At 72.6% G+C, this 19,184-nt stretch carries 19 protein-coding genes; 10 read left to right on the top strand and 9 right to left on the bottom strand.

The features are described 5' to 3' along the window. Positions 1–393: 393 nt before the first annotated feature. Positions 394–1,440 carry a hypothetical protein gene (locus NIE79_RS30175; protein WP_238681802.1) on the bottom strand — a complete coding sequence of 349 codons (1,047 nt, stop codon included), beginning with the start codon at positions 1,438–1,440 and terminating at the stop codon, positions 394–396. 98 nt (positions 1,441–1,538) lie between these two features. On the opposite strand from NIE79_RS30175, the gene cofD reads away from it, so the two are divergent. Both cofD and NIE79_RS30165 read left to right on the top strand, forming a co-directional pair. After that, a complete protein-coding gene (cofD, locus tag NIE79_RS30170) occupies positions 1,539–2,486 on the top strand; it encodes a 2-phospho-L-lactate transferase (protein WP_238681801.1) in 948 nt (315 codons plus the stop codon). Then, entirely contained in the window at positions 2,483–3,568 is a 1,086-nt protein-coding gene (locus NIE79_RS30165; RefSeq protein ID WP_238681800.1) for a coenzyme F420-0:L-glutamate ligase, read from the top strand. Before cofD ends, NIE79_RS30165 begins: the two co-directional genes overlap by 4 nt. A 31-nt stretch (positions 3,569–3,599) precedes the next feature. Here NIE79_RS30165 and NIE79_RS30160 read toward each other — a convergent pair whose 3' ends face one another. Both NIE79_RS30160 and NIE79_RS30155 read right to left on the bottom strand, forming a co-directional pair. Then, positions 3,600–4,592, bottom strand: a complete 993-nt coding sequence (locus tag NIE79_RS30160) for an ArsR/SmtB family transcription factor (protein WP_238681799.1) — start codon at positions 4,590–4,592, stop codon at positions 3,600–3,602. Between the two features lie 279 nt (positions 4,593–4,871). Next, a complete protein-coding gene (locus NIE79_RS30155) occupies positions 4,872–5,918 on the bottom strand; it encodes a DUF4185 domain-containing protein (RefSeq protein WP_238681798.1) in 1,047 nt (348 codons plus the stop codon). A 39-nt stretch (positions 5,919–5,957) separates the two neighbouring features. Between NIE79_RS30155 and NIE79_RS30150 the strand changes: the two genes are divergently transcribed. After that, positions 5,958–6,575, top strand: coding sequence for an NUDIX hydrolase (locus NIE79_RS30150; RefSeq protein ID WP_238681797.1), 618 nt, complete (start codon positions 5,958–5,960; stop codon positions 6,573–6,575). Here NIE79_RS30150 and NIE79_RS30145 read toward each other — a convergent pair. Then, positions 6,544–7,635 carry a mannose-1-phosphate guanylyltransferase gene (locus NIE79_RS30145; RefSeq protein ID WP_238681796.1) on the bottom strand — a complete coding sequence of 364 codons (1,092 nt, stop codon included), beginning with the start codon at positions 7,633–7,635 and terminating at the stop codon, positions 6,544–6,546. The two genes, NIE79_RS30150 and NIE79_RS30145, sit on opposite strands and share 32 nt — an antisense overlap. 63 nt (positions 7,636–7,698) lie before the next feature. Beyond that, positions 7,699–8,844, bottom strand: a complete 1,146-nt coding sequence (locus NIE79_RS30140; RefSeq protein ID WP_238681795.1) for a glycosyltransferase family 4 protein — start codon at positions 8,842–8,844, stop codon at positions 7,699–7,701. A gap of 154 nt (positions 8,845–8,998) precedes the next feature. On the opposite strand from NIE79_RS30140, the gene NIE79_RS30135 reads away from it, so the two are divergent. Beyond that, on the top strand, positions 8,999–9,688 hold the full coding sequence (locus NIE79_RS30135; RefSeq protein WP_238681794.1) for a TIGR03089 family protein: 690 nt from the start codon (positions 8,999–9,001) through the stop codon (positions 9,686–9,688). Between the two features lie 119 nt (positions 9,689–9,807). Here the strand turns inward: NIE79_RS30135 and NIE79_RS30130 are convergent, their stop codons facing one another. Together NIE79_RS30130 and NIE79_RS30125 are read right to left on the bottom strand one after the other, a co-directional pair. Beyond that, positions 9,808–11,805: an acetoacetate--CoA ligase gene (locus NIE79_RS30130; RefSeq protein ID WP_238681793.1), complete on the bottom strand. Its 1,998-nt coding sequence runs from the start codon at positions 11,803–11,805 to the stop codon at positions 9,808–9,810. 142 nt (positions 11,806–11,947) lie between these two features. Further along, entirely contained in the window at positions 11,948–12,466 is a 519-nt protein-coding gene (locus NIE79_RS30125; RefSeq protein ID WP_196928284.1) for an acyl-CoA thioesterase, read from the bottom strand. Positions 12,467–12,489: 23 nt separating this feature from the next. On the opposite strand from NIE79_RS30125, the gene NIE79_RS30120 reads away from it, so the two are divergent. Continuing rightward, entirely contained in the window at positions 12,490–13,161 is a 672-nt protein-coding gene (locus NIE79_RS30120) for a hypothetical protein (protein ID WP_238681792.1), read from the top strand. 49 nt (positions 13,162–13,210) lie between these two features. Here NIE79_RS30120 and NIE79_RS30115 read toward each other — a convergent pair whose 3' ends face one another. Next, the gene (locus NIE79_RS30115) at positions 13,211–14,503 is read right to left on the bottom strand and encodes a multidrug effflux MFS transporter (RefSeq protein WP_238681791.1); all 1,293 of its coding nucleotides are present in this window, start codon (positions 14,501–14,503) and stop codon (positions 13,211–13,213) included. Positions 14,504–14,808: 305 nt separating this feature from the next. Here NIE79_RS30115 and NIE79_RS30110 point away from each other — a divergent pair, with 305 nt between their 5' ends. The 5 genes from NIE79_RS30110 to NIE79_RS30090 are packed head-to-tail and all read left to right on the top strand — an operon-like array spanning position 14,809 to position 18,991. Beyond that, positions 14,809–15,360, top strand: a complete 552-nt coding sequence (locus tag NIE79_RS30110) for an RNA polymerase sigma factor (RefSeq protein WP_238681790.1) — start codon at positions 14,809–14,811, stop codon at positions 15,358–15,360. After that, positions 15,357–16,160, top strand: coding sequence for a zf-HC2 domain-containing protein (locus NIE79_RS30105; RefSeq protein WP_238681789.1), 804 nt, complete (start codon positions 15,357–15,359; stop codon positions 16,158–16,160). The genes NIE79_RS30110 and NIE79_RS30105 overlap by 4 nt, the downstream gene beginning before the upstream one ends. A gap of 34 nt (positions 16,161–16,194) precedes the next feature. Next, a complete protein-coding gene (locus tag NIE79_RS30100) occupies positions 16,195–16,995 on the top strand; it encodes an ABC transporter ATP-binding protein (protein WP_238681803.1) in 801 nt (266 codons plus the stop codon). Next, positions 16,992–18,380, top strand: a complete 1,389-nt coding sequence (locus NIE79_RS30095) for a hypothetical protein (RefSeq protein WP_238681788.1) — start codon at positions 16,992–16,994, stop codon at positions 18,378–18,380. Before NIE79_RS30100 ends, NIE79_RS30095 begins: the two co-directional genes overlap by 4 nt. Beyond that, positions 18,377–18,991 (top strand): hypothetical protein, encoded by a 615-nt coding sequence (locus NIE79_RS30090; RefSeq protein ID WP_238681787.1) that lies wholly within the window; start codon positions 18,377–18,379, stop codon positions 18,989–18,991. Before NIE79_RS30095 ends, NIE79_RS30090 begins: the two co-directional genes overlap by 4 nt. 45 nt (positions 18,992–19,036) lie before the next feature. Here the strand turns inward: NIE79_RS30090 and NIE79_RS30085 are convergent. Beyond that, positions 19,037–19,184 (bottom strand): acyl-CoA dehydrogenase family protein (locus NIE79_RS30085; protein WP_274524881.1); only part of this gene is annotated, 148 nt, incomplete at its 5' end.

Below are 19,184 nucleotides of genomic sequence, written 5' to 3'. Positions count from 1 at the left end.
GGAGAGGAGAGCGGCCGTGTGCGCTGCGCGTCGGCCGCCACTGCCCTGGACAGCGCCGCGGCCGCCGCAGGCGCGCGTCGCCCACGCAGGTGCCGTGGACACCAACGCACTACCCACCCTATGCGCAGCGCGAGCCCGCCCCACCCCGCCCAGCCCCCCGGTGGGAACCGGCACCCCGGCCCACCCACCCGCCCACCCTCCCGGCCGCCCACCCGGCCCACCCACCCGCCCACCCTCCCGGCCGCCCACCCGGCCGCCCTCCCGGCCGCCCACCCGGCCGCCCTCCCGGCCACCCCCGGTTGATCATGGAGTTATCGCCGCGACACGCCGTGTGATCGAGCGATAACTCCATGATCGACGAGGGTCGGTGGGGGCCGACGGGGGTTGGGTGGCTCAGCGGGGCTGATCGGGGTGGTCGTTGGGCTTGATGTGTTGGGTGCGGTCGGTGTCCGGGTCGGCCGGGTGGGAGATGACCTCGGTTGGGTCGGCGGACTGACGCGGGATCGCCTGAGTGGGGTCGGCCGACGGCGGCTGCCCGAACGGCGGCGCGGCGGGTGGCGGCGCGGCCGGGGACGGCGGTGCCGACTGGGGAGCGGGGTTCGCCGACGGCGCGGACTGCGGCGCCTGGAACGGCGGCGTGGACTGCGGGAACGGCGGAGCCGACTGCGGGTGCGGCGGAGCCGACTGCGGGTGCGGCGGCGCGGACTGCGGGAACGGTGGGGCCGACTGCGGGGCCTGGAACGGTGGCGACTGCTGGCCGTACTGGCCGGCCTGCGGGTAACCGCCCGGCTGGCCGGGCTGCGGGTAACCAGCCTGCGGGTAGCCCCCGGGCTGGCCGGATGCGGGCCATCCGCCCTGCGGCTGGCCGCCCGGCTGACCCGGCGTCGGCCAACCACCCTGCTGCTGCGGCCAGCCCGACTGAGGCTGGCCGTAGACGCCGGGCTGCGGCTTGGGGCGCGGCACGTAGTAGTGGGCGCGCCAGATGGTGTAGACCACCCAGGCGGCGATCGCGAAGATCACCATCCAGGCGAACCGGGTGAGCACACCGAGCAGCGCGTCGAGCACCTCGGCCTCGGCCAGCCGGCCCACCGTCCAGATCAGCATGGTCAGCGTGCCGAACAGGGCGCTGACCGCGTACTCGACGACGGCTACCTGCGTGATCAGCTTCGCCTTCGCCACCACCGGCGAGATGTGCGTGGCCAGCAGCACCGCCAGCAGTGGGAGACCCACCGCCTCCACCCCGATGAACGCGTAGAAGGCGCTGCCCGCGCGGTCGGTGAAGGAGCTGTAGTCGTTCGGTGCGATGAGCCGGAGCAGGCCCACGAAGAGGAACACGGCGTTGGCGCCAAGCAGCGCGAGCGCGGCGAGCTCCCGTAGCGGCTTGGTCAGCTGGCGGGCCTGCGTCGCGTCAGCGGACGCGGGCTCGGCGGGGCTGGTCACGGGTTCCCCCTCGGGGCATCAACGGACAGGGTGCACGTGAGCCTAGTCTCGCGGGCCACCCACGGATCGGAGGCGTCACGTGCGCGAGGATGGTCGACATGCGCATCGTGGTTCTGGCTGGCGGCATCGGCGGCGCCCGGTTCCTGCTCGGGGTCCGGGCGTACGCCCGTGACGTCGGCGCGGAGGTGACCGCCGTGGTCAACGTCGGCGACGACCTGTGGTTACACGGGTTGAAGATCTGCCCCGACCTGGACAGCGTCATGTACACGCTCGGCGGGGGCGCCGACCCGGAACGGGGCTGGGGGCGGGTCGGCGAGAGCTGGACCGTCAAACAGGAGTTGGCCGCGTACGGGGCGGAGCCGACCTGGTTCGGCCTCGGCGACAAGGACATCGCCACCCACCTGGTCCGCAGCACCATGCTCAACGGCGGTTACCCGTTGAGCGCTGTCACCGAGGCGCTGGCCAGCCGCTGGGAGCCGGGCGTACGCCTGTTGCCGGCGACGGACGACCGCCTGGAGACCCATGCCGTGGTGGAGGACGACCAGGGCCAGCGGGCGATCCACTTCCAGGAGTGGTGGGTGCGGTACCGCGCCGACATCCCCACGCATCGTTTCGTGTTCGTCGGAGCGGAGACGGCGAAGCCGGCGCCCGGGGTGCTGGACGCGATCGCCTCGGCCGACCTGGTGCTCATCGCGCCGAGCAACCCGGTGGTGAGCGTCGCGCCGGTGCTGGCCGTACCGGGGATGCGCGCGGCGGTGGCGGACGGCCCGGCGCCGGTGGTGGGTGTCTCCCCGATCATCGGCGGCGCGCCGGTGCGGGGGATGGCCGACCGTTGCCTGGCCGTGCTCGGTGTGGAGTGCAGCGCGGCGGGGGTGGGCCGGCTCTACGGCGGCCGGGCGAGCGGCGGCCTGCTCGACGGTTGGCTGGTGGCCGAGGAGGACGCGGGCACTGTGGTGCCCGAGGTGACGGTCCGCGCGGTGCCGCTGCGGATGACCGACGAGGCGGCGACGGCGGCAATGGTCCGCGCCGCGGTGGAGTTGACGTGAGGCTGGAGATTCTGCCGGTGCTCGGCATCGGTCATGTGACCGAGGGTGACGACCTGGCCGCGGTGATCGGGACCGCCGCGCCGTGGCTGCGCAACGGCGACGTGCTGGTGGTGACCAGCAAGATCGTTTCCAAGGCGGAGGGGCGGCTCGTCGACGTGCCGGCGGACGGGCCGGAACGGCTGGCCGCCCGGGACGAGGTCCTGGCCGGTGAGACCGCGCGAGTGGTCGCCAGCCGGGGTGCGACCCGGATCGTGCAGACCCACCACGGCTTCGTGATGGCCTCGGCGGGGATCGACGCGTCGAACGTGGACAAGACCCAACTGGTGCTGCTGCCGGTCGACCCGGACGCCTCGGCGCGGGCCCTGCGGGACGCGCTGCGGGAGCGCTACGGCCTGGACCTGGCGGTGATCATCAGCGACACGATGGGTCGACCCTGGCGCAACGGGCTCACCGACGTGGCGCTCGGCGTGGCCGGGATGCCGGCCATTCGCGACCACCGGGGCGAGGTCGACCCGTACGGCAACGAGTTGCAGTTGACCCAGATGGCAGTGGTGGACGAGTTGGCGGGTGCCGGCGAGCTGATCAAGGGCAAGTGCGATCAGGTCCCCGTCGCTGTGGTGCGGGGCTACCTGCCCGCCACCGATCTGGACGACGCCGGTGGCGCGCGGGCGCTGATCCGCGACGCGGCGCAGGACCTGTTCTCGCTCGGTACCGCCGAGGCCCGCGCCGCCGGGCTCTCCGACGCGGCCACACTGACCGACGGTCCCGGCCCGACACCGGCCGACCTGACCGCTGTGCGACGGGCGATCGACGCGGTCGCCGGTGTGGTCGCCCCCGGCACGGTCTTCACGCTGGTCGACGAGGCCGAGGTACGCGCCGGTCTGGTCGCCGAGATGCCCGGGTGGCCGGACGGCGCCGACCTGCTGCTCGGCTCGGCCCCGACGCCCGTCGAGCCGATGGGTCTGGTCCGCTTCGGCGCCGACCTGCACCGGCTGCGCGTCGCCCTGGCCGCCCAGGGCGTCGGGTCGACACTGTTGCCGCCGCCTCCTGGCAGCCCGGCGAGCGCCGCGCTCGCCCTGTAGCGCCGCCCTCACCCTTCGCGCAACGGCCGGGTCAGGCGTCCAGCATGGCCCGGCCCAGCGGGGTCAACGTGTGCAGCACACTGTTGCGTTCGCGGTGACTGACCAGCAGGCCGGCGTTGCGCAGCACCGTGGCGTGCTGGCTCGCCGCCGCCGGTGAGATGTTGAGCTGGCGGGCGACCTCGCCGGTGGTGCAGCCCTCGTCGCTGGCCTGCAACACCGCCGCCCTGGTGCGGCCCAGCAGCGCGGCGAGTGATTCGCGGGCAGCACCGGACGCGGCGCCGGCGTTGGCGGACACCAACGCGCCCAGCCGGTCCACCGGGTAGACCAGCACCGGTGGCAGCGCCGGGTCGAGCAGTGCGACAGGGGTGGCCGCGCAGAAGAACGACGGCACCAGCAGCAGCCCGCGGCCGTCCAGGTGCAGCTCCCGGCTGTGCGGGTAGCTGCGGACCTCCAGCACCCCGCTCTCCCAGCGCATCGCCGGCCGGAAACTGGTGAGCAGGCCCTCGATGCCGCCGTCGAGCAGCGCCCGCGCCCGACGCGCGCGGTCCGCCGCCACCGCGGCCTGGATCCGACTCCAGTACGGGCTGATCGCCAGCGACCGGTACTGCTCCATCGAGTCGGCCAGGTGGTGCAGCGCCGACACCTCACCGCGAGCGAGCGCGGCCGCAGAGGAGGGCAGTTGATTCTCGGCGGCCAGCACGCTCAGGTCCCGGTGCAGCAACTCGGTGGGGGTGCTGCGGACCGCCTCCAGCCCGGCCTCGAAGCCGCCGACGCTGGCGTACGGGGTGAGGAAGTCGGGGAAGTAGCCGCGCGGCGGGTTCAGTGCGAAGAGCATGCGGAGCTGCTCGGAGGAGGAGTCCTGGCGCAGATCCCGGGCCACGCTGCGCCGCCAGTTGGCGGTCAACGGATCGCGGGTGCGGCCGCGCAGCACGTGCAGGCTGAGGACCAGCTCCCAGACCGGGTCCGCCGCCGGCGCCACCCGGGTCCGGAGGATGTCCTCCCCAGAAAAGTGGATCTTCAGCATGGAGCGCTCCCGTGTCGCCGGCAGGGGGGTGCCGGTTGACCGTTCGACTCTACCTGGCCGGCACTATTCTCCATCTTTAAGCCTGGACTGAAAAACCTCGACGCCTCCGGGGCCGGTTCGGCATGCTTCCCATGCCCGAACACGGCGCCGCGCGTCAGTGACGCCCGCGCTGCCGGGGGCACCGGGACCGGGGAGGCCCCGGTGATCGGACGGCACCACGAGGGTCTGCGGCCCTTGCTCCGCGGAGGTGCCGTCCGGTCATCCCGCCCCCGCTCCGGCTCAGCCGACCCAGAGCGCGACCCGATGGTCCTCGTCAGTGACGTAGAACGGCCGCCCGTCCAGCTCCGCCACCCCCTCGACGTGGTGAAACGGGGCCAGGTCCGCCACCTGCTCCCCGACGAGCCGGCGCCCGTCGCCCGCCTCGCCACAGTCAAGTCGGAAGCGGACGTGCCGGGAGGTCACCTCACCCCCACCCGGATGGTCGTCGAGCAGGACCGACCCCTTGCCCAGCGCGTCGATCGACCCGATCACCGCCGCGTACCCGCCGTCCGCCGTCGGGGTGATCGCGCGAAAACCGGTCAGCTGCCCCGGCGGGGTGACGCCGGTCAATACGTACGCGCCCAACGCCCGCGGCCACGCCCGCTCGGCCGTGAACATGCCCGGCACACCGGCCACCTCGACCAGGATCGGCTCACCCGCGTCGGTGACCGGGAAACGCAGCCCGAGCAGCACCGTCCCGGCCGGAGTGAACGCCGCGGCCTCCACGTTCAACGGCAGGTCGCTCGGGGCCAACCGGCTCACCCAGCTCTTCTCCCGGACGGTCCCCCGGGCCAGCGTCTCCACGATGAACCGCTCCCGCACCCGCTCCCCCGCCGGCAGGAGGGTCAACGGCGACGCGGCGAGAGCATCGTTCACCGCCCGGTGCAGTCGAAACGAGTTGCGCACCACGTGCACCGGCACCGGCCCGGCCACCGCGTCGTCCTCACGGAACCGGGCCACGAAGGCGCGCCGAGGTCGCAGCGGGCCAGCCTTCGAACCGAAGTGGGAGCCGAAGGCGTACACCCAGCCGTCGTGGTGGGCGAGCGCCTCACCGTCCTCGGTCCGCCCGTTCTCCACACCGGCATCCGCCCGCACGTGCCGGGCCGTCCACTCCCCGTCGTCGCGCTCCAGCAGCAGCGCGAGGCAGCGCTCCACCGGCCCCTCGTCCAGCACCGTCCAGAAGCCCCGCCGGGCGCCGTACGCGCGCAGCAGCGCCGCCGACCGCACCGGCAACAGATCGCTGGCCTCGTTACCGGCCACCACGAATTCGACGAGTCGCACTGTCATCGAGCCAGCGTACGGAGCACGCGCTCGTACAGTGGCGGGGTGCCTGACACCGTGATCACCGACCCGACCGGCCCGACCACCGACCCCGAGGCGTACAGGGCGCTGCACGCCGACGCCACCGCGTTGCTGGAGGGCTGGCAGCCCACCAGCCCGGACGCGGCCAGCGCGCGGGACCGGACCCTCGCGCTGCTCGCCGCCGGCCCGGTCGCGATGAGCCGGCAGCACCGGCCTGGGCACGTCACCGCCAGCGCGTTGGTGCTGGACTCCACCGGCTCCCGGGTGCTGCTCTGCCTGCACGTCAAGTTCGGGCGTTGGGTGCAGCTCGGCGGGCACTGCGAGCCGACCGACCAGACAGTGGTCGGTGCCGCGCTCCGCGAAGCCACCGAGGAGTCCGGGATCGCCGGCCTGCGCATCGACCCGGTGCCGATCGACGTGGACGTGCACCAGGTGCAGTGTCAGGGCGGCTCGGCGCACTACGACGTCCGGTTCGCGGTGGTCGCTCCGCCCTCGGCGGTGGAGCAGGTCAGCGACGAGGCAGAGGAGCTGGGCTGGTTCCCACCGGACCAGCTGCCCGAGCCGCTGGCCGGCGGGACCGTCCAACTGATCGCGCCGGCCCTCGCCGCCCTCAAACGTAGCCCTCTTCGCCTCGCTCCTTGAGCTCGTCGACCAGGGCCTTGACGTCCTGTGCCCGGTCGCGGGGGCAGACCAGCACCGCGTCCGGGGTGTCCACCACGATCAGGTCGCGCAGACCGAGCACGGCCACCAACCGACCCGACTGCGGCACGACCACGAGGTTGCTGCTGTCCCGCAGCAGCACACCCGGCTTGGCCTCCGTGCCGAGCACCACGTTGCCCGCGTCGTCGGCCGGCAGCACGTCACCCAGTGTGTGGAAGTCACCGACGTCGTTCCAACCGAAGTCGCCCGGCACCGTCGCGACCCGGCCCGCAGTGGCCGCGCCCTCCATCACCGCGTAGTCGACGGAGATCTTCGGCAGGGTCGGCCAGATCGCGCCCAGGACGTCGTCCTGCTCCGGGGTGCCCCAGGCCGCGGCGATCGCGGCGACGCCGGCGTGCAGTGCCGGCTGCTGGCGGGCCAGCTCGGCGAGGAAGACGTCCACCCGCCAGACGAACATGCTCGCGTTCCACAGGTGCCGGCCCGAACGGACGTACGCCTCGGCGACCTCGGCGGCCGGCTTCTCCTTGAACTCGGCCACCGGCCGCCACGGCACACCCTCGGTCGGATCGCCGGTCTCCAGGTAGCCGTAGCCGGTCTCCGCACGGGTCGGAGTGATCCCGACGGTCATCAGCATGCCCTGCTCGGCCCCGCGAACCGCCTCCTGCACAGTGCAGACCCAGCTGTCCGGGTCGCGGATCAGGTGGTCGGCCGCGAAGCTGCCCATCACCGCGTTCGGATCACGCGTCGCGATCACCGCGGCGGCCAACGCGATCGCCGCGCAGGAATCCCGGGGGGAGGGCTCGACCAGGATGTTCTCCTCCGGGAGCACCGTCAGCTGCCGTGCCACCGCCGCGACGTGCGCGGCACCGGTGACCACAAGGGTCCGATCCGGTGTGGTCAGCGGCGCGAGCCGTTCCACCGTCGCCTGGAGCAGCGAGGCGCTGGTGCCGGTCAACGGGTGGAGGAACTTGGGATGGCCAGCGCGGGACAGCGGCCACAACCTCGTGCCACTGCCACCTGCCGGAATGACCGCATAGAGCATCCGCACATCATGCCCGACGTACCTGCCCAAAGTGGCACGGGTCACCTGCGGCGGCGCGGAGGATCAGGAACGGGCGCGACTCCACGCGGCGATGTGCACCTCGGCGCTGGACTCCCAGGTGAATTCCTTGGCCCGGTCGAACCCCGCCTTCGCCAGCGACAACCGCCGCTGCTCGTCGTCGAGCAGGGCGGCCAGGTCGGCGCCGATCTGCTCCGGGTCCTCCGAGGTGTACGCCACCGCGTCGCCGCCCACCTCGGGCAGCGAGAGCCGGGGCGTGGTCAGCACCGGGGCGGCGCACGCCATCGCCTCCAGGATCGGCAGCCCGAACCCCTCGCCGTAGGACGGGTACGCGGCGACCAGGGCACCGCCGAGGAAACCCGGCAGGTCGGCGTAGCGCAGGTAGCCGGGTCGCAGCAGACGCAGGTGCGACGGCACCTCGGCCACCGCCCGGTCGATGTCCTCGTCGTGCCCCTGCCCACCGGCGATCACCAGGGCCGGCGGGTCGACCCGGTCAGCCACCGCCCGCGCCCACCCACGGATCAGGTTGGGCACGTTCTTGCGGGGCTCCTTGGCACCGAGGAAGGCGACGTAGCTGCTGTTGCCCAGCCCCAGACGCGCGCGGACCCGCGCCTTCTCCTCCTCGGTGGGAGCGTGGAAGGCAGCCTGGTCGACGCCGTGGTAGGCCACGTCGATCCGCGTCGGGTCGGCGTCGAGCAGCCGGATCAGCTCGTCCCGGGTGGCCTTGCTGGGCACGATCACCCGGTTGGCGCGGCGCAACGAGGTCTTGATGGCGCTGCGGAAGAACGTGCGGCGCGACTTGTCGTAATGCTCCGGCTCGGTGAAGAACGTCGCATCGTGCACGGTGACCGTGACCGGACACCCGGCCCGCAGCGGGCAGGTGTAGAAGGGCGAGTGCAGCACCTCTGCGCCCACCTGCTGGGCGAGCAGCGGCAGGCCGGTCTGCTCCCAGGCGAGCCGGGCCGGGCGGTGCGCCACGGCGGCCGGGGCCGGGATGATCTCCGCGCCGGGCAGCATGCGGGTGTAGCGCTCCAGATCGGTGCGGAGGCTGACCACCGCCAGCTCCACCCCCGACCCGCACACCTTGCCGAGGGCACCGAGCAGACCGTCGACGTATCGACCGACACCACCACGGTCGGTGGGGACACTCGTGGCGTCGATGAGCACGCGGGGCGGGCGACCGGCGGTCACGGGGCGACTCCTTGAACTGGCGGGCCTGTGGGGAACAACACTCCGGGGGTAAAGCCTACGCCGGGGCGCGGGGCCGACGCTGACTGCGACCCGACGGTACGCCGACTTGTCGTCGTCATCGAGTACGGCCCGCACTGGCGTATCGTTCGCGCCGATGGCCGACAACATTGCCCGGGTGTTCGCCGACGCGATCGCGACCGACCCGACCCGACCGCTGCTCACCTGGTACGACGACGCCACCGGCGACCGCACCGAACTCTCCGGCGTCACCTTGGCCAACTGGGTGTCGAAGACCGCCAACCTCCTCGTCGACGAGGTCGGCCTCGCGCCGGGCACCCCGGCCGGCGTGCTGCTGCCGCCACACTGGCAGACCGCGGCGGTGCTGCTGGCCTGCTGGTCGGCCAAGCTGAGCGTCGTCGACACACCGGGCGACGTGGGGGTGCTCTTCGCCGCCGCCGACAGGTTCGACGAGGCGCAGTCCTGGTCCGCCGACGAGCGGTACGCCCTCGGGTTGGCCCCGCTCGCCGCCCCGCTTCGGCAGGTGCCGCCCGGGTTCGTCGACTACGTCGTCGAGGTACGCGGACACGGCGACCACTTCACGCCGCAATCGGGCCCCGGCCCCACCGACGCGCACCTGCTGGGTCGCGCCGAGGCCCGCGCCACCGAGTTGGGCATCGAGCCCGGCGCGCGAATCCTCGTGGACGCCACCCGCTACCCCGACCCGGTCGACTGGCTGCTGGCCCCGCTGACCCGGGCCGCGACAGTTGTCCTCTGCGCCAACCAGGACCCGGCCCGCCGAGCCGCCAGGCTGACCGCAGAAAAAGTCACGCACGACCTCCCCTAACCCCCACCCCACCCCGCCCCGCCCCGCCCCGCCCCGCCGATCTTGCAGTTTGGGTCGTCGAGATGGGTGGAGTGCCCCTTAAGTCGGGACAGCAAGTGCAAGATCGCGGGGGGAGGGGGTCAGGACTTCGTGCGGCTTTGGGCCAGTGCGGCGAAGGCGGTCAGGGACTCGGGGTTGACCAGGGCACCCTTGGCCGCCGCCTGGTCTACCGGCGTGCCTGTGAGGATCTTCTTGACCGGCACCTCCAGCTTCTTCGCCGAGAGGGTACGGGGCACCGAACGCACCTGGTGGATCTCGTCGGGCACGTGCCGGGGTGAGAGCGCCGTACGCAGTTCACGGCAGATCTTCGCGCGCATCGGGTCGTCCAACTCCAGACCCTCGGCCAGCACCACGAAGAGCAGCAGCTCACCGGCGCCACCCTCGTCGTCCTCCAGGTGCACGACTACCGAGTCGAGCACCTCGTCGAGCCCTTCCACCACTGAGTAGAACTCGGCGGTGCCGAGGCGCACCCCACCGCGGTTGAGCGTGGCGTCGGAGCGGCCGGTGATCACGCAGCCACCCCGCTCGTTGATGGTGATCCAGTCACCGTGCCGCCAGACACCGGGGTAGACGCCGAAGTACGCCTCCGCGTAGCGGGTGCCGTCAGTGTCGTTCCAGAAGCCCACCGGCATGCTCGGCATCGGTTCGGTGATCACCAGCTCGCCGAGTTCGCCGATGACCGGCGTGCCGTCGGCGGAACGGGCCTCCACCTTGGCGCCCAACGCCCGGCAGGCGATCTCACCGGCGTACACCGGTAGCAGCGGCACCCCACTGACGAAACCGGTGCACACGTCGGTGCCGCCGGAGAGCGACTGGAGCTGGAGGTGGTCACCGACGGTCTCGTACACCCAGCGGAAGCCCTCGGCGGGCAGCGGCGCACCCGTGGAACCCACGCCGCGCAGCGCCGACAGGTCGGCGACGTCCCGGGGGACCAACACGGCCTTGCGGCAGGCCAGCAGGTACGGCGCGGAGGTGCCGAAGTACGTGGTGCCGGTCTCCGCCGCCAGCCGCCACAGCCCACCGAGGTCCGGCTCGGCCGGCCGGCCGGGCTCCGCCCGAACCCCCGGGTTGCCGTCGAAGAGAACGATGGCCGCACCCACCGCAGGGCCGGAGACCAGGAAGTTCCACATCATCCACCCGGTGGTGGTGAACCAGAAGAACCGGTCGGCCGGGCCCAGGTCGTGGTGCAGGGCGAGCATCTTCAGGTGCTCCAGCAGGATGCCGCCGTGGCCGTGCACGATCGGCTTCGGCAGCCCGGTGGTGCCCGAGGAGTAGAGCACGTAGAGCGGGTGGTCGAACGGCACCGGCGTGAACGTCGACGGCTCGTCGGTTGGTGCGGCCAGCTCGGCCCAGCCCAGCGCACCCTCGGGCGCGGGGCCCGTCGGGTCGAGGTAACCGATGCTGACCGTGTGGCGCAGCGACGGCAGGGCGGCCCGGATCGCGGCGACCTCGGCACGCCGGTCCACGGGCTTGTCGCCGTACCGGTAGCCGTCCACGGCGACCAGCACCGTCGGTTCGATCTGCTGCCAACGGTCGGTGACGCTGCGGGTGCCGAACTCGGGCGCGCAGGACGAGAAGATCGCGCCCAGGCTGGCGGAGGCCAGCAGCAGGACGTACGTCTCGGCGATGTTCGGGGCGTACGCCGCCACCCGGTCGCCGGCGGTGACGCCGAGCCGGCGCAGCCCGGCCGACACCCGGCGGACCTGTTCGCGCAGCTCACCGGCGGTCAGCGTGACCGGCGCCCGGGTCTGCCCGTGGGAGATCACCACCGGGTCGTCGTCGGCCCGCCCCGGCATCCGCAGCACGTTCTCCGCGTAGTTGAGCGTGGCGTCGGGGAACCAACGGGCGCCGGGCATCCCCCGCTCGGCCAGGGTGGCGCTCGGCGGGGTGTGCGCGATCACCTCGAAGTGGTCCCAGATCGAACGCCAGAACCCGTCCAGATCGGTGGTGGACCAGCGCCACAGCGCGTCGTAGTCGGCGAAGTCCAGCCCGCGGTGCTCCCGCAGCCAGCGCAGGTAGGCGCCGATCCGGGACCGCTCACGTACGTCCGCCGGCGGCGTCCACAGCATGTCACCCACTGCTCCACCCTCCCCCTGGCCCGCACGACACTGTGACTGGGCCGTGGCGCCATCTTGCCCTACCTCGAAGCGCCATTCTGCGCACCGGGTAGGCCAACCGACGCGTGCCCGTCCCACACTCCAACCCGGCACCCCATGTGGGTCAGCCGGCGCGGTGGGCCTGGATGGCGCGGCGGCGGGCCAACCGGTGCGCTCGGCGGATCTCCGCCTCCTTGTACCGGCGCTCGTCCTCCGCCGTCTCCGGCAGCACCGGGCGAACCGTCCGCGGCGCCCCACCCACGTCCACACCGACGAACACCAGGTACGCGGTGGCCACCCGGACCGGAGCGTCCTCGGCCGAGTCCCACCGCTCGGCCACCACCCGCACGCCCACCTCCATCGAGGTCTGGCCGGTCCAGTTCACCTGGGCGTGCGCGTGCACCAGGTCGCCGACCCGGACCGCCTCGGAGAAGACGATCTCGTCGATCGCCGCGGTCACCGCGGTGCCGCCGCTGTGTCGGGCGGCAGCGGCCCCGGCCACGTCGTCGACGAACTTCATCAGAACTCCGCCGTGCACGGTGCCGTAGAGGTTGACGTCCACCGCGGTCATGATCTTGCTGAGAGTGACGCGCGAGTACGACGTCGGCTTGCCGGTTGGAGCGGCGGAGAGGTGCTCAGTCATGTCGAAAACGGTACGGTGCGCGGATGCGACATCTCTGGAGCTTCCTCGCCGGGCTGGTGGTGGCGCCCATCACCTGGGTGCTGGTCACACTGGGGCAGGACGGGTCGAGCCGGACGGTCGACCGCTGGGTGGAGATCGGCACGTTCAACACCGCCAACCTGATCGAGCCGGCCGTGTACCTCGGTGTCGGCGGTGTCCTGCTGGGCCTGCTCGGCACGTTGCGCTTCTCGCCGCTGGGCCCGATGGTGGCCGGAGCGCTGCTGGTCACCCCGTATATCGGGATGTTCGTGGCGCCCTTCTCGGTGCGGGACGCGATCCCGCACGAGTGGAAGGTGTTCGGCGATCCGTTGCCGCTGCGACTGCCCGTGGAGAACGGCACGCTCTTCCTGCTCGGCCTGCTGCTGCTGATGGCGACCTTCAGCCAACAGCGGTGGCGGCAGTGGCCGAGCCCGGCGACCGAACCGGCCGTGGCACCCACCCCCGTGTCGGACGGAGGCCCCCGCAACGACGACTTCACGTTGACCGACTGGCCGGCCCCCGCACCCGCGGAGCGCGACACCGCGCCCCTCACTCTGGGTTACCCCGCGGACTCGACACCGACCGAGCCTCTGCCCCGCCGGGTGGGTGGCGAATCACCCTGGTCCGCCCCACCGCGCGGTCAACCGCGCCCCGAGGACACCACCGAGATCCGCTGATCGTCGGGGCGGGCCGGTCGACCGGCCCGCCCCTCTCGTCTCTTCCGGGCTAGTGCAGCGCGACCGCCAGGTCCCTGTCGACAGTGCCGAGGCTGGCGCGGGGAACGACGAGGACCATGACGATCAGCGCGGCGGCCATGCCGCCCGCGATGACGATCGCCATCGGTACGCTCCCGGTGCCGAACAGACCCGCCAGTGGCGCCGACACCGCGCCGATGCCGAACTGCACAGCGCCGAGCAGCGCCGCGGCGGTGCCAGCGGCCTCGCTGTGCCGGCTCATTGCCAGCGCCGGCGCGTTGGGCAGGGCCAGGCCGGCCGCGGCCAGGACCAGCCACAGTGACGCGAGCAGGGTGCCCAGGCCACCGATGCCGGTCGCCGCGAACATGACCAGCAGCAGACCGGCCGCGGTGCCGGCGATCAGTGCGCTGACCAGGATCTGCTGCGGGGTGTAGCGGCGCAGCAGCCGCACGTTGAACTGGGTGGCCCCGATCAGGCCCACGGCGCCGGCCCCGAAGGCGATGCCGAACTGCTGCTCGTCGAGGCCGTACTCCTGCTGGAGCACGAACGACGAACCCGAGACGTACGCGAACAGGGCCGCCATCGCCAGCCCGGCGACGAGCACCAGGCCGACGAACGCCCGGTCGTTGACCAACCCCCGGTAGTCGCGCAGGGTGGCGCGCACCCCGCCGTGCCGCCGACGCGCCACCGGAAGGGTCTCCGGGAGCCGGAGAGCCGCCACGACGATCAGCAGCGCGCCCAGCACCGCCAGCGCCGCGAAGACGCCCCGCCAGTCGGTCCAGCTCAGCAGGCCGCTGCCCAGGGTCGGCGCGAGGATGGGCGCGAGGCCCATGACGAGCATCAGCCGGGAGAAGATCCGGGCGAAGGAGGCCCCGCTGAACAGGTCGCGGACCACGGCTGTCGCGACCACTGTGGCGGCGGCGACGCCGAGCCCCTGGAGTACGCGCAACCCGCCGAGCACCGCGATGTTGGGCGCGAAGACGCACAGGACGGAAGCCACGATGTGCGCGGCCAACCCGGCCAGCAGCGGCACCCGCCGTCCGACCACGTCGGAGAGCGGCCCGATCAACAGCTGGCCCAGCGCGAGGCCGACGAGCGTGCCGGTCAGCGTCAACTGCACAGCGGTCTCGGTGGTTTGCAGGCCCGCAGTGATGGCGGGTAGCGCGGGCAGGTACATGTCGATGGTCAACGGCCCGATCGCGATCAACGCGCCCAGCACGAGGACGAGTTGCGCCCGCTGACGGTTGGTCATCAGGTCGCCGGGCAGCACCTCTTGCACGACGGCGGTATCGCGTCCGGTCTTCTCCACCAGCTGCTTCATCATCTCGATCTCTCTGCGGGGCGCGTCGTCACGAGCGGCGGCGCGGGCGTCACCGGACCGCATGGACGTGGCGGCACGGTGTGGGATGCCCGAGGTGGGCAGCGTGGACGTGACGAGGCAGGGGTCGTGGCGGGGGCGGCCGGGTGGGGCGATGATCCGAGGGTGATCCTCTCGCTCGGCAACACCTCCGTGGCGGATGACGTTCCCGATGTGTGGGGAGTCACCCCACCCCTCCCGGCCGGGTCGAATGTGACCGGAGTCACAACAGGATCAGAACCAGGGCCGGGGTACGCGTCGTCTTGCCTGGTGTGAAACGAAGTCTGGACGGGCTCGACGAGGGTGAACTCCTTCGCCGCGTCGCTCGGGGCGACCGGCGCGCGTTCGACGCGCTGTACCGGCGTACCGCCCCGTGGTTGACAGCGCGACTGCGTCGGCGCTGCGCCGACGAGGACGTGGTGGCCGAGGTGTTGCAGGAGACGTACCTGGCGGTCTGGCGGTCGGCCGGCAGCCAGGCGCAGTCCTCCACCTCCGGCAGCGCTGTGGGCTGGTTGTGGACGATCGCCGCGCACCGGCTGATCGACGCGTTCCGCCACCGGGCCCGACGGGAGCGGATCCCGTCGGTGCAGACCTTCGAGACAGTGGCCCCGGCCGCCGAGGACGAGGCACTGGCCGGCGGGATGGACGCCAACCTGGAGCGTGCCCTGCACGAGCTACCGGCGGAACTCCGTCAGGTGCTGCGCTCGATGGTCCTCGACGGGTTGACCGCGCGGGAGACCGCCCTGCTGCTCGGCATGCCGGAGGGGACCGTGAAGACGCGTGCCCGACGGGCCCGAATCGCCCTCCGGGAGGCGCTGTCATGACCAGTCACCCGTCGCCCACCCTCATCTCCCAGTACGCCTCCGGCGGCGCCGGCGTCGACGACACCGCCATCTGGGCGGTCGAGGCGCACCTGGAAACCTGCGCCGCCTGCCGAGCGGTGCTGACGGACGCCGTCGACCCGGGCACCCGGGACCTGCTGAGCCGGGTGGCCGACGGGATCGCCACCGGAATCGCCACCGGTCCGGGTCCGGTACGCCGTCACCGGTTGCTGCGCACCGGGGTCGCCGCCCGGGTGCTGCCCTGGCTGGTCACCGCCACCGGGTTGATGCTGGCCGCGGCCCTGTTCGAGTGGACGTTCAACAGCCTGCCGTCGCTGGTGCTGCTGATCGCGCCGGTGGCGCCGCTGCTGCCGGTGGCGGCGGTCTGGAGCCGGCGCCTCGACCCGGCCTGGGAGCTGACGGCCACCATGCCCCGCACCGGCCTGCCGCTGCTGATGCGCCGCACGTTGGGGGTGCTGTCGGCGGTCATACCGGTGCTGGCGGTGGCGGGCTGGGCCACCGGGCACTCCCCCGGCCTCTGGTTGCTGCCCGCACTGGGGTTCACCGCCGGCGCGTTGGCGCTGGGCGCGGTGGTGGGGGTCGACCGCGCGGCACTCGCGTTGACAGTCGCCTGGTCCGCCGGCGTGGTCGTGCCGAGCCTCGCCGACGGGCGACTTCCGGCGGTCCTCTCCGGCGGCAGCCTGCCGGGATGGGCGCTCGCCACAGTGGCGCTGACGGCCGTCGTGCTCGTTCGAGCCTGGCGACGGCCGCACGAGCCGCACCAGAACCTTCTGCACCGATGACGACATCGAGCCAGCGCCGAATGGAGAGATCATGATGCGTACGGTCAGCGTGGCGGAGACCGCCCCGTCCACCTATGCGTGGGCGGTGCACGCCGAGAAGTTGCAGGTCCGGGCCGGCCGACACCTCGCCGTCAACGAACTCGACCTCAGGTTGGGCACCGGTGTGCACGGGCTGCTCGGCCCCAACGGCGCCGGAAAGACGACGTTGATGCGCGCCCTGGCCACCGTGGTGAAGCCGGCCGGTGGGCGACTGACAGTGCTCGGTGGCGAGGTCACCGGCAACGCCGACCTCCGTCGGGTACGCCGCGGCCTGGGCTACCTGCCGCAGCACTTCGGCTTCTACCCGCGCTTCACCGTCCGGGAGTTCGTCGAGTACATCGCCTGGCTCAAGGAGATGCCGAAGGCGGTCATCCCTGGCGCGGTGCAGCGGGCCGTCGAACGGGTGGGCCTGGCGGACCGCGCCGACTCGCGGATGAAGACGCTGTCCGGCGGGATGCTGCGCCGCGCCGGCATCGCCCAGGCGATCGTCAACGACCCGGCGGTGCTGCTGCTGGACGAGCCGACGGTCGGCCTGGACCCGGAGCAGCGCCTCGACTTCCGCGAGCTGCTGCGGGAGATCGGCCTGGACAGCTGCGTACTCGTCTCCACCCACCTGGTCGAGGACGTCGCGGTGGCCTGCTCCGACGTGGTGCTGATCAGTGAGGGCCGGCTGGTGTGGCAGGGCACCACCGGGCAGCTCACCGAGCAGGGTGGGGCCGGCGACGCCGGTGACAGCGCCACCGAACGCGGCTACTCGTCGCTGCTGCGCGCCTACCGTGAGCGGGTGTCGGCATGACGGGACGCGTCCTCCGCATCGAGCTGCGCCGCTCGGCGGCGCTGGGCACCGCCCTGTTGTTGCTGGTGACCGGCGCGGCGTTGCTGCTGTCGTCCACCCAGTTCTTCGCGGGCCGGTGGATGCAGTTGGCGGTGATGGCCCGGTCGTTGCTGATGGTGCTGCTGCCGCTCGCGCTGGCCGGTGGGGCGTGGATGGGCCGACGCGACGCGCGCCACCGGGTCGACGAGTTGTTCGCCAGCACCGTCCGGCCACGCTGGCAGCGTGTCGTCCCGACCGCCGGCGCGCTCGCGGTCTCGGTGACGACCGCGTACCTCCTGACGTTCCTCGTCGGGGCCGGATGGGTGGTGCCCACGGCTGGCTACTTCCCGTTCGCGGCGATCGTCGTCACCGCGGTCGGCATCCCGGCACTGGTCGCCGCGGGTTGGCTGGGAATGGCCGCCGGCCGGGCCGTTCCAAGGGTGATCACCGCGCCGGTCCTCGCGGTGGTCGGGTTCGCCCTGGTGGGGTTGGTTCCGGAGTTGGCCATGGCACCCGACACCAGCACGGGGATCGCGCGGTTCCGGGCGGAACCGGCGGCGATGCTGCTCCTACCGACGATCAACAGTCTGGACGACTTCCAGACGGTCATGACGCGGGTCAGTCTGCTCCAGGCGCTGTGGCTGGTGGCCCTCGCCGCGACCGGCCTGCTGCTGCTCGGTGCGGTCCGCCGCCACGCCATCGCGCTCGCCGTACTCCCCGCGGTGCTCGGCGTCGCGGTCGCCCTACCGCTCCTGCCCGTCGGCGGAGCCCGCGGGGCGGCGGCCGTCGACCCGGTCGCCATCGAGCTGGTCTGCGACAACGACGGCCCGCAGGTCTGCGTGCGGCGGGCGCACGCCGGGCTGCTGCCCGATGTCGTCGGCCCCGCCCGCCAGGCGCTCGGCCTGATGGCGGCGAAGCTGCCCAACGCACCGGTCCGGGCGGTCGAGACCGAACGGGTCACCTTCTGGGCGATGCTGGAACCGGACCTGGCACCGCCCCGCAACTCCGCCGACACCCTCGTCTTCGACACTCCCACGATCGACAGCTTCGGGCACGCCGACCTGTCCGGCGACTACTTCCTGCCGTCCCTGCTGGAGGCTGCCTGGCGGCAGGAGTGCGGTGACCAGCCGATTCTGGGCGACGTGTACCGCGCCCGGATCGTCGCCGCCGCCTGGCTGACCGGGCAGCCACCGGCCCCGCAGCCCGGATGGGCACCCGAGGAGATGGCGCTGCTGGAGAGCGCGTACCAGGCGCTGGTGAGCCTGCCGGAGGCCGAGCAACGACGCCGGATGGCAGCGGCACGCGAGGGCGCACTGGCCTGCCGGGACGACGAGCTGATGGCGATCATGTCGGCGGACCGGCCGTGAGGTGGCTCCAGCTCCACCTGCGCTCCCGCCGGGTGCCAGTCGCCCTGACCACCGCGACCGCGTTGATCGCGCTGACCTGGGCGCTGTCACTGGCCTACACCGACGCGACGACCATCAGCACCCGGACGGCCAGCCTCGCCATCATGCTGGCGGTGGTCGCTGTCGGCACCACCCTCAACGGCGCCGACGGCGCCCTCGACCACACGATGGCGGTCAACTGGCCGGTACGCCGTGCCGGGCACCTGCTGCTCGCCGCCGCCGCGATCACCGCGCTGCTGTCCCTCAGCATGGTCACCGACACGCGCTACGAACCGTTCGCCCTCATGCTGCGCAACACCGCGGGGCTGCTCGGCCTCACCGCGCTCGGCGCCACACTGCTGGGCGCCGCCCTGGCCTGGATCGCCCCGCTGACCTGGACCCTCATCGCGGTGCTGCCGATGATGGGGCCCAGCCCGGATCTGAAGATGCAGGTCGCCGGCTGGCTGATCCAACCCGCCGGGACCACCGCCGCCACCACCTGCGCCGCCGTCCTGGCGGTGACCGGTCTGCTCGCGTACGCCCTGCGGGGTTGCCCCGTACGGCCGGTGAGCGAGACCGCCCCCGACCGGTGACGGACGCTCCGGCGCTCCGGGATCCCGGAGCGCCGGACACCCGTCCTAGATGTCTGCCAGCAGCTGCCGCGCCATGACGATCCGCTGCACCTGGTTGGTGCCCTCGTAGATCTGGGTGATCTTGGCGTCCCGCATCATCCGCTCGACCGGGTAGTCCCGCGTGTAGCCGTAGCCACCGAGCAGCTGCACCCCC

The organism is Micromonospora trifolii (assembly GCF_022229005.1).
In the GTDB taxonomy this organism is placed as follows: domain Bacteria; phylum Actinomycetota; class Actinomycetes; order Mycobacteriales; family Micromonosporaceae; genus Micromonospora; species Micromonospora trifolii.
The sequence above is the reverse complement of the archived record's forward strand: the minus strand, read 5'-3'. Positions and strand labels throughout refer to the sequence as shown.